Source organism: Paenibacillus sp. G2S3, from assembly GCF_030123105.1.
GTDB lineage: Bacteria > Bacillota > Bacilli > Paenibacillales > Paenibacillaceae > Paenibacillus_AQ.
The window spans coordinates 5,958,398-5,972,269 of record NZ_CP126095.1 but is presented as its reverse complement, the minus strand read 5'-3'; the positions used below and the strand labels follow the sequence as shown (position 1 = coordinate 5,972,269).

Here is a 13,872-nt window from a genome sequence, read left to right as displayed (position 1 = left end):
ACCAAAAAAGTATTCAAATCATAGGATAGAACATTAAGCTAATGTAGCGTATTCAAAGGAGAAAAATAATGGGGAAGTATTTTGGAACTGACGGTGTGCGGGGAGTAGCAAACCGTGAATTAACTGCAGAAATGGCTTATAGCATTGGTCGCTGTGGAGGATATGTACTAGCGGGTAATGTGCATAAACCAAAGGTTGTCATTGGGATGGATACACGTATTTCCGGTCCTTTGCTTGAATCAGCTCTTATTGCTGGTTTACTGTCTATTGGGGCAGATGTAATCCGTATAGGTGTAGTGAGTACACCTGCTGTTGCTTATATTACGAGACTATTAAAAGCAGATGCAGGGGTCATGATTTCGGCATCACATAATCCGGTTGAAGATAATGGCATTAAGTTCTTTGGCGGAGATGGTTTCAAGCTTACGGATGAAACTGAGCTGCGCATTGAAGAACTAATGGATGCTGAAGTAGATGAATTGCCTCGTCCTATCGGCTCTGGTTTAGGCATGGTTACGGTTGATAATGACGCCAAGTACCTCTATCTTGAGTATTTGAAGACGACCATTTCTCAGGATTTCAAGGGAATTAAGGTTGTACTCGACTGTGCTCACGGCGCAGCGTATGAACTTGCACCAAGATTGTTCAGAGAGCTAGGCGCTGAGGTTATTTCTATTGGAGCTGAGCCTGATGGTTTGAATATTAATGCTGGATTTGGTTCGACTCATCCAGAGACTTTGCGTGAGGAAGTATTACGTCATGGAGCGGATTTGGGACTTGCTTTTGACGGAGATGCTGACCGATTGATTGCGATCGACAATAAAGGTGATGAAGTTGACGGAGACTTCATTCTCTGCATTTGTGGGGATGCAATGAACCGTGCTGGCAAGCTGAAAGATAGCACAATCGTATCAACGGTTATGAGTAATATCGGATTCTACAAAGCTACCGAGAAATTATCCCTGAACACTGCTAAAACAGCTGTAGGCGACCGGTATGTGATGGAAGAAATGCGCCGTGGCGGTTTTAATCTGGGTGGAGAACAGTCTGGACATGTTATCTTCCTTGATTATAATACAACAGGTGATGGTATTCTGACGGCTATCCAGCTGGTTGATACGCTTAAGGCTTCAGGTAAGCAGCTTAGCGAAGTTAAGAGCATGATGACGAAATACCCGCAGGTGCTGGTCAATGTTCGTGTACAAGATAAGACTAATTATCCTAACAACCAGGCTATCGAAGCAGCTATCGCTGAAGTAGAAGGCAAGCTAGGCGACAATGGCCGTGTGCTTGTACGTCCGTCGGGTACGGAGTCTCTAATCCGTGTCATGGCAGAGGGACCTGATAAGGCAGATCTAGATCTTTATGTGAATCAAATTGTAGAAGTTGTTCAACGCGAATTGGTATAATTCATTAGTATAACTAGAAGGCTGGTGTAGCGAGCGAGAGCGATTCAGACTCGTTACACCAGCGTTATTTATTTTATTATTGGGTCGTTTGAATTGTTTTTGTAAAATTTGGGTTGGTACGGCATTGCCAAAGTACTACAAGGTGCATATAATAGATTAAGTGTCATTCTAGAAGGAAAGCGGGGATTGTGAGGTTTGCAATAGCAAGCGCCAGAGCTTGGTCGAGCGCGGGGGAGAAGGGAAAGCTGCTACATGGTTATGTAGACAAGGGCTTGAACGGATCACGGCAGACGTAAGCTGACGAGGTGGAGGTGTTCGAAATGTTCGGCGGGGACCTCCCGGTGATGCACCAGAGCCGTAAATGGAGACGGAAAATGGAAGGGCGACCTTTCACACAACGTTTTCATGGGTGCATAAGAAATATAAAAATTCATGTGTGCGCGCATCGTAAAGAAACACGGTAGTTCTGCCACGGCAGAGAAGAAGGCTGTGCATTTCATGAAACATAAGATGTAAGTGACAGTTTATTTTGTTGATCCAAAAATACAACAGAATATTTGCTTTTTCTCAAAAACATGCCGCACGGCACGTTTCTTTCCTTATGCCGCCACATTACGATAACTCGGACGGGGGAAATTATAATGTGTGGTATTGTAGGATATATTGGTAATCAGAATTCGCAGGGGATCTTGGTTGAAGGATTGAAGAAGCTGGAGTATCGGGGATATGATTCCGCTGGTATTGCTGTATTCACTGGGGAAGGACTGCAAGTAGTGAAAGCTCAAGGCCGTTTGGCGAATCTGCAGTCGAAGCTGGAAGGCAGCCCACTGGCAGGTAGCGCAGGTATTGGACACACACGCTGGGCAACTCACGGTAAACCATCCGATGAGAATTCCCATCCACATACGGATAACAGCATGAAGTTCTCGGTCGTTCACAACGGTATTGTCGAAAACTATCTGGATCTGAAAGAAGAGCTGATTGCTGGCGGATGTCACTTTGTCTCCGAAACAGATACAGAAGTTATTTCACATCTGATTGCTCGCGAATATGATGGGGATATTGTGAAAGCTGTACAAAAAGCGATTACCTTCATGCGCGGTGCATTTGCATTAGGTGTCCTGACTGAATACGAACCAGATAAATTGGTGGCTGTGCGTCAAGCAAGCCCGCTCATTATCGGTCTTGGCGAAGGGGAAAACTTTATCGGGTCAGATATTCCTGCACTGCTTGAATATACCCGTAACGTATATATTTTGAACGACGGCGAAATGGCAGTCTTGACAAGAGATGCTGTCGAACTGATGACGATTGAAGGAAACTTTATTTCTCGGGAAATGATTACTGTCGATTGGGATGAAGTTACCGCAGAAAAAGGCGGCTACGAGCATTTCATGTTGAAAGAAATCCACGAGCAGCCTAAGGCTTATCGCGACACTATGCGGGGTCGTATTAATGCCGAAGGAAACAAGGTTGTCTTGCCTGAACTAAACATGACTGAAGAACAAATCAAGAACATTCGTAACATCCAAGTTATTGCTTGCGGAACAGCTTACAACGCTGGCGTGGTAGGACGCTCTTTGATCGAATCTTTGGTTCGTATTCCAGTAGAGAATGACATAGCTTCGGAATATCGTTATCGTTCACCAATCGTGACGCCAGAAACTTTGGTTATCGTTGTCAGCCAATCCGGTGAGACTGCAGATACTTTGGCAGCTCTACGTGAAGCTCAAGCTAACGGTGCACATGTATTGGCGATCACTAACGTAGTGGGCAGTTCTATCGCTCGCGAAGCGAATGATGTGTTGGTAACTTTGGCAGGTCCAGAAATTGCTGTAGCCTCGACCAAAGCTTACACTTCACAATTGATCGCCTTCGGATTGTTTGCTCTTTATTTGGCTGAAGTTCGTGGTACTCAAACCGAAGCGCAAGTAGCTAAGATTCTAGCAGCTATGCAAGCTCTACCAGAGCAAGTGGAAGAGATCCTAGCTCAAAAAGAAGCGATCAAAGGTTATGCAGAGCAAATTTCTGAGCACAAGAACCTGTTCTTCATCGGCCGTGGCGTAGACTACGCAGTTGCTCAAGAAGGATCCTTGAAGCTGAAAGAAATCTCTTATATTCACTCCGAAGCTTATGCTGCAGGTGAATTGAAACATGGTACGTTGGCTCTGATCGAGGAAGGCGTTCCGGTTATTGCCCTGGCAACTCAGGAAGCTGTTCTTGAGAAGACCGTCAGCAACATCAAAGAAGTGAAAGCTCGCGGAGCTGACGTGCTTGCGATCACTCATCAAGAGCATTTGACTGACCTGCTTAGATCAGTGGATCAAGTGTTTGTTATTCCTAAGACATTGCCAATGCTGACAGCGGCATTGTCCGTAGTGCCTCTGCAATTATTGTCTTATTATGCTTCTCTTGCACTGGGTCATGATGTGGATAAACCACGTAACTTGGCGAAGAGTGTTACTGTGGAGTAGGTTATAACCTTTCCCAAAAAATCATACCGTTATAAACGTTGCACCCTATCACCTCATTAGATATGATTATCTAACGGGGTGTTTTTTTGTAACTACGCCTGAACAAAAGGCGATTTAATGAGGTTAGGAGTGAACGAGATGGAGGCTTTCGCGGAATATTTTGTGCAAATTGATAACCCACAGCATCGGGAGCGAATGGAAGAAGTGTTGGCCTGGGTAACTAACAAATTCACGGGTTTAAAACCAAAAATTGCGTGGAATCAGCCTATGTTCACCGATCACGACACCTATATTATTGGCTTTAGCGTATCCAAACAACATATGGCTGTTGCGCCTGAAATCGCAGGGATTAATCATTTCTCTGAGGCAATTGTACAGGCTGGCTATGATCACACCAAGCAGTTGTTACGGATTCGGTGGGATAGTCCGGTTGATTTCTCATTACTTGAGAAAATGATCGAGTTTAACATTATGGATAAGGCAGACTGTTCAACTTTTTGGCGAAAATAAAAAATGAAGCAGTAGTTAGCCTCGATGATGAATACATCATCGGGATTTTTTTAATTAGGAGTAAGACACTCTTACATAAAAGGCTGCTAGAAATGGAGCTAATGACCTCGCCTGTTGGTATTGGGGGCGAGAATATTAGTTCTTTTTGTCGAATCCATAATTCTTTCTTAACGGATCATTAGCAAACATGCTAATATAATGACTGAAAAGGTTGAAAGCCCTTACTTTTGCAGATAGGGGCAATCATCCCATGTTTACATGACAAAGAGGGGAAGAGAATGCATGCGGCGGATACTGTCGATGTTAAAGTTAAATACGCTGCGAAATCAAATGTTGCTCGGTTTCCTCGCCGTCATGCTCATCATTCTGACGTTCGTTGGAGGGATTACGTTCCATTCAGTCTCGACGCTGCTCAAGAACAACGCGGAGAAGCATATTCAGCAAACCGCGATTCAGGCTAACGGCCGTTTGGAAAGCGTTCTCGAACAGATCAATTCTTTGACAACGCTGGTATCGACCAACGATTATATTCAGCAACTCCTTTTACGCGATATAGAGGGTCATCCCGCTACCTTTACGGAACGGCAAGCGCTGCCATCTATTATCAATCTAGTCCAAATCTACACGGACGGCATCAAATCTGTTGAGCTTTATAATAAAGACGGAGTGAGGCTGTATCCTCTTGACGGCAGCACCCTTAGAGATAAGGTACCCGAGGATTGGATCGAAATGGCGACGAGAAAGGAAGGCAGTCTCGTTTGGTTTGGTATTGATCCGCTCGATCCTACATCGCTTGTGGCGATTCGACAGATCAGCCTTATCGATCGGCATTTCACAACTGGAGGCTATTTACTCATCCGCTCAGACCGTGACAAGTTTGCACTTAAAGACTCTTTATCTGGGGAAGGGGACGGAGAAACAGTATTACTCCTCGCTCCGGATGGCCAGTTCATCACATCCAACGATGACACGATTTCACAAAAGACAGCAGCAAAGCTGGTGGAGGAATCCGACGATCAGAACGTTTCCATCGGCAAGCGGTCCTTTATCGTTGTCAAACAGCGGTCTTCCGTAACGGGATGGACGCTGCTCATCTTAACCCCGGTTAACGTTATCACTAAGGGGATATCGGTCTTGCGGACGACCATTGTCGTATCGGCTTTGATGGGCACCTTGCTGTTCACCTTGCTTTCTTTTTTTCTCTCTATTCTTATTACAAGACCGGTATTCAGGTTGATCAAAGCTATGAGAAGTACCCGTCTAGGCATTCTGAAACCTATCGAAAACGTATCTTCCACTATGGAAATTCAGGAACTGAATTATTCCTATAACAAAATGGTTGATAATATCAACGAGCTGATCCAGTTGGTTTATGAGAAGGAGTTATCCCGGAGTCATACGGAGTTAAAAGCACTTCAAGCGCAAATTAATCCGCATTTTTTGTTTAATACCCTAGATGTTCTGTACTGGTCGCTGCTGGATAAGGATGAAGATCAACTGGCGGAGTATGTTGTCGCCATGTCTGATTTATTCCGCTATACGATCACCGGTTCGAGTAAAGGGGGATGGGTGAAGTTACAGGATGAGCTGGAGCATGTAAAGCGATATTTGCTTATTATGAAAATGCGATTTGAAGATCGCTTGGAGTGGGAAATTGAGGCTCCTCCTGAATTTTCGAATGTGGAGTTACCCCGACTGTTGCTGCAGCCCCTTGTAGAGAATGCCGTATTACATGGGGTCGAGAGCAAGATTGAACCGGGTTGGATAAAGCTAACGGTTGCTGGAGACGAAGAATGGGTCACCATTACGGTGGAAGATGACGGGATGGGAATGGACGAGGAGATGCTGCGCGCTCTTGTGGAAGGGCTGGATAGCGGAAAGGTATCTTCTTCAAAAGATTCCGGCGTCGGAATCGCTAATGTGCATAGAAGGCTTCAACTATTTTTTTCGAGAGAGAATGAGCAGGGTGCGGTAATGACCATCGATAGCCAAAAAGGTCAAGGCACCCGTATAAACATCAAAATTCCTGTTCGAGGAGACAAAATGCCATGAGAAGCCGAACAATTCTTATTGTCGACGATGAACCGAGATCTAGAGAAGGAATGAAGAAAATGCTAGAGGTATGGGCAGCCGGTCATTATGAAATCCTTACGGCAAGCAATGGGATCTCGGCTATGGAAATTCTGGAGGAAATACCGGTGGAGCTCATGATTTCAGATATCCGCATGCCGGGAATTAGCGGCCTTTCTTTAGTTAGCCAAATAAGGGATAAAAAAATACAGCGTCAGCCATCCGTTATTCTCATCTCCGGTCATGCCGAGTTCGAGTATGCTCAGCAAGCGATTCAGTTGTCCGTAGTTGAATATTTGCTCAAGCCAGCCAGCCGGGAAAAGCTAATCGCATCTGTGGAGAATGCCCTGAAGGCAGGGGAGGAGCAGGAACATATCGGCTTCATGCGGAAGATGGCTGATCCACAATTAATGGCCATAAGAGATGAAGATGCCGCATTAAGTGATCCGGTCCGTCAGGCGATAGACTATGTGGAAATGCATATAGAAGAGGCGATCAGCCTGCAGGAAGTAGCCGGACTTGTTCATCTGAACGGGAGCTATTTCAGTTCTCTTTTCAAGGAGCAATGCCAGATGAATTTCAGTGAATACGTCGCCCGCAGAAAATTGCAGAAAGCGAAGGAATTACTGCTGAAAACAAATCTGCCCATAGCGGAAATTGCCAGTCTTACCGGTTACCAAACGGTTAAATATTTCAACAAGCTGTTTAAGGAATACGAAGGAATGAGTCCAGGGCAGTATCGTTCTTCCATGAGGAATGGTATAGAAGCGAATATCCAATAATGGCTCGGTAGGGGGGATATCTACGAAAAGAATCGGATTATATAGTGCCCTATTCTTGATATTGTTGTTGATAACAACAGCTTGCAATGGGGACAAAGAGAATAGCACCAAGAGCGATGGTGAGAAAATCACTTTAAAAATGATGCATCTATGGCCGGATAGCAATAACTCCGCGCAAAACAAAATGGTAAAAGAAATCATCAGAGAGTTTGAAGAAGCTAATCCAAATATCACCATCAAGACGGAAGTTCTTGAAAATGAGCAGTATAAAAGCAAACTGAAGGTGCTTGCCGCATCTAACGATCTACCTGACATCGGATTCACCTGGGCAGCAGGCTTTATGGATCCTTATGTTAGGGGAAATAAGTTTGCAGCCGTGGACGATCTTTTACAAGATGAGTTGAAAGGGAAATTCGTAGCTGGTACGACGGAGGGGTACTCCTTTGATGGGAAGACGTATGCCCTTCCTGTCGAACTAAACATAGTTCCGGTCTACTATAATAAAGAAATATTTTCAGAATTTAATCTGCAGCCTCCCCAAACCTTGGATGATCTCAAAGCGATTATTCGAACACTGAATAACAATGGCATAACACCTGTTACTCTTGGCGGTAAAGACGGTTGGCCGGCTTCCTTCTGGTACATGTATCTAGCTGATCGTATTGGGGGACCTAACCTGATGGATAAAGCGGTTGCGGATAAGGACTTCACAGATCCTTCCTTGCTAGAGGCTGCAAGACAAGTGCAAGAACTGGTGAACCTGAATACATTTATCAAGGGCTACAACGGATTATCCAATGATGAAGCCAAGGTACAGTTCATGAACGGAAAGTCAGCCATGTTTGTTACAGGGACTTGGGAGCTACCAGATTTCACGACCACTACAAATATAGCCCAAGAATTTAAAGTCAATATCGGTTATTTCAAGTTCCCGACAGTTGAAGGCGGCAAGGGCAACGTGGATGATTGGGTCGGTGGTCCGGGCACTGGATTGTTCGTTTCCAAAAATTCTAAGCATGCTCTGGAGGCTAAAGAATTCGTGAGCTTTTTCGTTCAAAAGTGGGGAGAGCATTCTGTTGTCAATGCAGGCGTAATCCCGGCTACCAAAGTAGATACTGCGGCCATCAAGCTACCGAAAATGTTTATTGATCTATTAAACGAGTTAAATAAGGCTAATAAAGTAACTCTTTATCTGGATACACAAATGAAACCGGTCGCTTCTACTATACACATGAATCAGATTCAGGCATTGTTCGGCGGAGCCGTCACGCCAGAAGAGTTCATCAAGAAACAGGATGATGCGCTAAAAGCGGATAAGTAATGATCAGAAATATAAACAGATCATGGAGACGCCAAGGGATAGATTCCTTGATGTCTCTTTTTTTGCGTTGCGTAGAACTGAATCTAAAAATAGTGGAAGTTTTCCTAAAGAGGGTGTCCTTATGCTTAAGGATTGGAGGATCTATAATTATGTATGCGGTTACAAAAAACCGAAGTAATAATACAAAAGGGGAGGCAAAGATATGAAAAGTATGAAACGTAGTTTAGTGGGGATCTCTACATTGCTCGTGATGTCATCTGCACTCGCAGCATGTGGTGGGAACTCAAATTCCAACTCATCTAGCGCAACTTCAACCACTGCACCAGCAGCCAACGCTACCGAAGCGCCAGCAAAGGGAACAGGTGAGAAAGTCACTATCAATCTCTGGAGCTTTACGGACGAAATTCCTAACATGACCAAGAAGTATATGGAAACCCATCCTGATGCGAATGTTGAGTTCAAAACTACGGTTATTGCAACCACTGATGGTGCTTATCAGCCTGCTCTTGATCAGGCTCTGTCAGCTGGAGGCAAAGACGCCCCTGACATTTTTGCAGCTGAATCGGCATTCGTGCTCAAGTATACACAAGGCGACGCATCCAGCTATGCAGCCAACTATTCTGACCTGGGCCTTGATGACCAAATGGTTAAGGACGCTGGCATCGCACAATACTCGGTTGATATCGGTAGCCTAGATGGTAAATTGAAAGCCCTCGGCTATCAAGCGACTGGCGGTGCCTTCATCTATCGCCGCTCCATTGCGAAGGATGTTTTTGGAACCGACGATCCAGCCACTATCAAAAATGAAATTGGACCAGGCTGGGATAAATTCTACGATGCAGCCGCGAAGCTGAAAGCTAAAGGATACGGCATCGTATCCGGCGACGGTGATATCTGGCACCCGATCGAGAACAGCTCTGACAAGGGTTGGATTGTTGACGGCAAGCTTCATATCGATCCGAAGCGCGAAGAGTTCCTTGATCTCTCTAAAAAGCTGAAAGATAATGGCTATCACAACGATACAACGGATTGGACGGAAGCTTGGTACGCCGATATGTCCGGTTCTGGAGCCCAACCTATCTTCGGTTTCTTCGGTCCTGCTTGGCTCATCAACTACGTGATGAACGGTCAAGTAAAAGACACGAATGGCGACTGGGCTGTTTCCGAACCACCAACAGGCTTCTTCTGGGGTGGTACTTGGCTGCTTGCCAACAAAGACGTCACCAAGGACGATGCCAAGAAACAGGCTGTTGCGGATTTTGTGAAGTGGGTTACACTCGACACCTCCGAAACGGGACTCCAATACTACTGGGCTAACGGTACCATGAAGGAAGGCGAGCAAGGTACGAAGGACAGCGTTGCTTCCTCCGTTGTCATGTCGAAGTCAAACGGCGAAGTTCCACTGCTCGGTGGTCAGAACATGTTCGACGTGTTTGTACCAGCCAATGCAAACGCTTCAGGTAAAAACTTGACCCAGTACGACGAAACAATCAACAAGCTCTGGCGTGATCAAGTACGTGAATACACCGCGGGCAACAAGGACCGTGCCAAAGCGATCGAAACCTTTAAGCAACAAGTCAAAGACCAACTTGGCATTGAAAGCGAATAAGAAGGATTCGGAGGGGCGGGGGAGTAATCCCGCCCCTTCATATCAACTAAAGAGGTGAGAGCATGCGCCGCAAAAATGTGAATTATTCGAAATACGGTTATATTTTTACCTTCCCGTTTGTCCTGGCATTTCTGATTTTCTCGCTGTATCCGATTTTATATACCGCAGTCATTGGATTCACCGATATGAAAGGAATAATACCAAAACCAATCCATATTCTTGATAATCCTTTTCAAAACTTCAAAGATCTTCTCTTTGATAATCCTTCGTTCCGGAAGTCTTTGATCAACACTGGATTGCTCTGGATTACTAACTTCGTTCCCCAGATGCTTCTTGCGCTCTTGCTAACGGCATGGTTCACGAATAAGCGTCTCAATATAAAGGGACAAGGCTTGTTCAAGGTTCTGCTCTATATGCCTAATATCATCACAGCGAGTACGATTGCCGTGTTGTTCAGCACTTTATTCGCCTATCCAATGGGTCCTATAAACAGTTTGTTTCAAATGTTAGGATGGACCGACGCTCCGGTGTTCTTCCTGCAGGATAAGACGACAGCACGGGGGATTGTGGCGTTCATCCAGTTCTGGATGTGGTACGGCAACACCATGATCGTCCTGATTGCTGGCGTTATGGGTATAAATCCTGCACTCTTCGAGTCTGCATCGATTGACGGGGCCAACGGGTTTCAGACCTTCTTCCGCATCACGCTGCCGAGTCTGCGTACGATATTGCTGTTCACACTGATTACATCGATGGTGGGTGGTTTGACCATGTTCGATATTCCGCAATTATTCCTTGCAGGCGGACCGGACGATTCTACGCTTACCACGTCCATGTTTATCTACGGGCAAGCATTCAAGGGCAGCTATATGTACAATCGTGCTGCAGCAGCGAGTATGATCATGTTCTTGATTTCGGCAGTACTGGCTGGAATCCTGTTCTATGTGATGCGCGACCGCGATGCGTCAAGACTTAAAAAAATACAAAAACAAAAGTATAGAAAAGCTGCTATAGCAGCCCGTGAGGGAGGTGTAACACATGGCAAATAATCAGAAAAGCGGAACCGTTAACCGAAAGATCAACAAGACAATTATCTATGTGGTTTGCATCTCTTTGGCGGTGCTCAGTATCCTGCCGTTTTGGATCATGTTTGTAAATGCCACACGCTCTACACCGGAAATTCAAAGCGGACTTTCTCTGCTTCCTTCGAGCCACATGATGAGCAACCTGCGAGTGCTGCTCGATAAGAGCTTCGATCCGCTTCAAGGGTTCCTGAATTCATTTATTATTGCCAGTTCTGCTACCCTCTGTACAGTCTATTTCTCGTCTTTGGCGGCCTATGGGCTCGTCACCTACAGCTGGAAGCTACGGGGGCCATTCTTTACCTTCATCATGTGCGTGATGATGATTCCTTCCCAGGCAAGCGCCATCGGATTCTATCAATTCATGTATAAATTACATTGGACCAACAATTTTCTTCCTCTGATTCTACCAGCGATTGCTGCACCGGCGGTGGTGTTCTTTATGCGTCAATACCTGCTCGCAACTCTGTCGATAGAGATCGTGGAAGCAGCGCGCGTAGATGGATCTGGCGAATTCTTTACATTCAACCGGATCATCTTACCGCTGATGATGCCAGCAGTAGCAACACAAGCCATCTTTGCTTTTGTTGCCAACTGGAACAACCTCTTTATGCCGCTGATATTACTGACGCAGAAGGAGAAATATACCATGCCAATCATGGTAAGCTTGCTCCGAGGTGATATCTACAAAACGGAGTTTGGCTCGATCTATATGGGGCTAGCTTTGACAGCTTTACCGTTGTTTATAGTTTACTTCTTGTTATCCAGATATATTATTGCAGGCGTAGCACTTGGTGGCGTCAAAGAATAACCCTGAATCAATTCCAATCTAGGCATAGTCTCAATGAGGAGGAGAGTTCTATTATGGCAACAAAAAATGAACCGTTAGTTACCCATCTCTATACAGCCGATCCCTCCGCTCATGTATTTGAGGGCAAGCTGTATATTTACCCGTCCCATGATATTGACCATGATGGTCCTACGAATGATAATGGTGACCAATATGCGATGGAAGATTATCATGTCTTTTCCTTGGAAGATCCTACGTCCCCCTGTGTAGATCACGGAGAGGCACTTCATCTTCGGGATGTGCCTTGGGCATCGAAGCAAATGTGGGCGCCTGATGCTGCATACCGGAAGGGGACGTATTATTTGTTTTTCCCTGCCCGGGATAAAGAGGGTGTTTTCCGCATCGGAGTGGCTACGTCAACTTCTCCATCCGGTCCTTTCCAGGCTCAAGAGAGCTATATCGAAGGGAGCTTCAGCATCGATCCAGCTGTATTCGTGGACGAGGATGAAAGAGCCTATATGTATTTTGGCGGCCTATGGGGCGGACAATTAGAAAAGTGGCAAGACGGTGTATTTCAGCAAGATGCGGTAGAAAAGCGCCCAGAGGAACCGGCTTATGGTCCTTGGGTGGGCGAGCTGAGTGAAGACATGCTGTCATTCAAATCTCACCCTCAGGAGATCTCCATTATTGATGAAGAAGGGAACTTAATCCTTGCGGGTGATGAAGACAGGAGATACTTCGAGGGTCCATGGATGCACAAGTATAAAGGGAAATACTATCTCTCGTACTCCACTGGCACAACCCATAAGATCGTCTATGCGGTGAGTGACAAGCCTTGCGGACCCTTTGTCTTCCAAGGAACGATCCTCAATCCAGTCATTGGCTGGACGACTCATCACTCTATCGTGGAATTTAACGAGAAATGGTATTTGTTCTATCATGACGCATCGCTGTCTGGCGGCGTAGACCATAAACGCAGTATGAAATTTACGGAGCTTCATTATGAGGAAGACGGCAGAATCCGGCCGGTAGTGTTCTAATTGAAAGAACAGCCTCCTTTTTTTATAGGATTTATTATGAAATTATACTTAAGGATGTCTTGAAGCTAATACTTCAGAGACATCCTTATTTGTCTGTTCATCTTCATGGTACAGGAAATAATTTCTAATATTCTGATTGCTTTTTTTATAAATTAGTTTTATTGTGAAGAGGAATGAATATTCATTCCGCTAGAAAGAGAGGTGCTCTTATTGTCTACAAACAAGCAAGAGGAAATTTATAAAGCGGCTTTAAAATTATTTGCAAAAAGAGGTTATGATGGAACGACTGTCCCTATGATTGCGGAAGCGGCAAAAGTAGGAGCGGGTACAATTTACCGATATTTTGAAAGTAAAGAGTCACTAGTTAATTCATTGTTTCAAAAAGTAGTGATGGAGTTTTCAGGAACCATTAAAACTGATTTTCCATCCTCAAATGAAATTCGTGAGCAATTTCGTCATGTGTTTTATCAAATGGTCGGATTTGGAAAAAGCAATATATACGCGCTGCTATTTATAGATTCACATGCAGAGTCATATTATTTAAATGAGAAGAGCCGGAGCGTGTTTGATGGATTTATGAATTTTTTAGTCGGAATTATAGAAAGTGGCAAAGAGAGAGGGGTATTCAGCACTCTTCCTTCGAATGCATTAATCTGTATTGTTTATGGTGCATTTGTTAGCTTCTTCAAAGAAATTCAACATGGGAAAATAATCGAGACTCCAGAGCTTATTGAAGGAATAGAAAGAAGTTGCTGGAATGCTCTCAGAATCGACTGACTCAGCTG

At 44.9% G+C, this 13,872-nt stretch carries 11 protein-coding genes; all 11 read left to right on the top strand.

Translation table 11 applies throughout. The features are described from left to right. Positions 1-68 precede the first annotated feature (68 nt). The 11 genes from glmM (at position 69) to QNH28_RS26285 (ending at position 13,864) form a co-directional block, all read left to right on the top strand. The gene (gene glmM, locus QNH28_RS26335; RefSeq protein ID WP_042192071.1) at positions 69-1,409 is read left to right on the top strand and encodes a phosphoglucosamine mutase; all 1,341 of its coding nucleotides are present in this window, start codon (positions 69-71) and stop codon (positions 1,407-1,409) included. A gap of 641 nt (positions 1,410-2,050) precedes the next feature. Beyond that, positions 2,051-3,883, top strand: a complete 1,833-nt coding sequence (glmS, locus tag QNH28_RS26330; protein ID WP_283909181.1) for a glutamine--fructose-6-phosphate transaminase (isomerizing) — start codon at positions 2,051-2,053, stop codon at positions 3,881-3,883. Between the two features lie 138 nt (positions 3,884-4,021). Continuing rightward, complete coding sequence (locus tag QNH28_RS26325; RefSeq protein ID WP_283909180.1) at positions 4,022-4,393, top strand: iron chaperone; 372 nt, start codon at positions 4,022-4,024, stop codon at positions 4,391-4,393. A 300-nt stretch (positions 4,394-4,693) separates the two neighbouring features. Beyond that, complete coding sequence (locus QNH28_RS26320; RefSeq protein ID WP_283909179.1) at positions 4,694-6,445, top strand: sensor histidine kinase; 1,752 nt, start codon at positions 4,694-4,696, stop codon at positions 6,443-6,445. Continuing rightward, positions 6,442-7,245: a response regulator transcription factor gene (locus QNH28_RS26315; RefSeq protein WP_283909178.1), complete on the top strand. Its 804-nt coding sequence runs from the start codon at positions 6,442-6,444 to the stop codon at positions 7,243-7,245. The genes QNH28_RS26320 and QNH28_RS26315 overlap by 4 nt, the downstream gene beginning before the upstream one ends. After that, a complete protein-coding gene (locus QNH28_RS26310; protein ID WP_481858413.1) occupies positions 7,235-8,566 on the top strand; it encodes an extracellular solute-binding protein in 1,332 nt (443 codons plus the stop codon). The genes QNH28_RS26315 and QNH28_RS26310 overlap by 11 nt, the downstream gene beginning before the upstream one ends. A 202-nt stretch (positions 8,567-8,768) precedes the next feature. After that, positions 8,769-10,175, top strand: a complete 1,407-nt coding sequence (locus QNH28_RS26305; protein ID WP_283909176.1) for an ABC transporter substrate-binding protein — start codon at positions 8,769-8,771, stop codon at positions 10,173-10,175. Between the two features lie 62 nt (positions 10,176-10,237). After that, positions 10,238-11,224, top strand: coding sequence for a carbohydrate ABC transporter permease (locus tag QNH28_RS26300; RefSeq protein ID WP_283909175.1), 987 nt, complete (start codon positions 10,238-10,240; stop codon positions 11,222-11,224). Further along, positions 11,214-12,068, top strand: coding sequence for a carbohydrate ABC transporter permease (locus QNH28_RS26295; RefSeq protein ID WP_042192048.1), 855 nt, complete (start codon positions 11,214-11,216; stop codon positions 12,066-12,068). The genes QNH28_RS26300 and QNH28_RS26295 overlap by 11 nt, the downstream gene beginning before the upstream one ends. 53 nt (positions 12,069-12,121) lie before the next feature. Next, complete coding sequence (locus QNH28_RS26290) at positions 12,122-13,087, top strand: glycoside hydrolase family 43 protein (RefSeq protein ID WP_283909174.1); 966 nt, start codon at positions 12,122-12,124, stop codon at positions 13,085-13,087. A 210-nt stretch (positions 13,088-13,297) separates the two neighbouring features. Next, positions 13,298-13,864 carry a TetR/AcrR family transcriptional regulator gene (locus tag QNH28_RS26285; protein WP_283909173.1) on the top strand — a complete coding sequence of 189 codons (567 nt, stop codon included), beginning with the start codon at positions 13,298-13,300 and terminating at the stop codon, positions 13,862-13,864. Positions 13,865-13,872: the final 8 nt, after the last annotated feature.

Excerpts from the sequence above, each read along its gene's own strand:
- glmM (WP_042192071.1), top strand. The coding sequence starts at position 69 with ATGGGGAAGTATTTTGGAACTGACGGTGTGCGGGGAGTAGCAAACCGT.
- glmS (WP_283909181.1), top strand. The coding sequence starts at position 2,051 with ATGTGTGGTATTGTAGGATATATTGGTAATCAGAATTCGCAGGGGATC.
- QNH28_RS26325 (WP_283909180.1), top strand. The coding sequence starts at position 4,022 with ATGGAGGCTTTCGCGGAATATTTTGTGCAAATTGATAACCCACAGCAT.
- QNH28_RS26320 (WP_283909179.1), top strand. The coding sequence starts at position 4,694 with ATGTTAAAGTTAAATACGCTGCGAAATCAAATGTTGCTCGGTTTCCTC.
- QNH28_RS26315 (WP_283909178.1), top strand. The coding sequence starts at position 6,442 with ATGAGAAGCCGAACAATTCTTATTGTCGACGATGAACCGAGATCTAGA.
- QNH28_RS26305 (WP_283909176.1), top strand. The coding sequence starts at position 8,769 with ATGAAAAGTATGAAACGTAGTTTAGTGGGGATCTCTACATTGCTCGTG.
- QNH28_RS26300 (WP_283909175.1), top strand. The coding sequence starts at position 10,238 with ATGCGCCGCAAAAATGTGAATTATTCGAAATACGGTTATATTTTTACC.
- QNH28_RS26295 (WP_042192048.1), top strand. The coding sequence starts at position 11,214 with ATGGCAAATAATCAGAAAAGCGGAACCGTTAACCGAAAGATCAACAAG.
- QNH28_RS26290 (WP_283909174.1), top strand. The coding sequence starts at position 12,122 with ATGGCAACAAAAAATGAACCGTTAGTTACCCATCTCTATACAGCCGAT.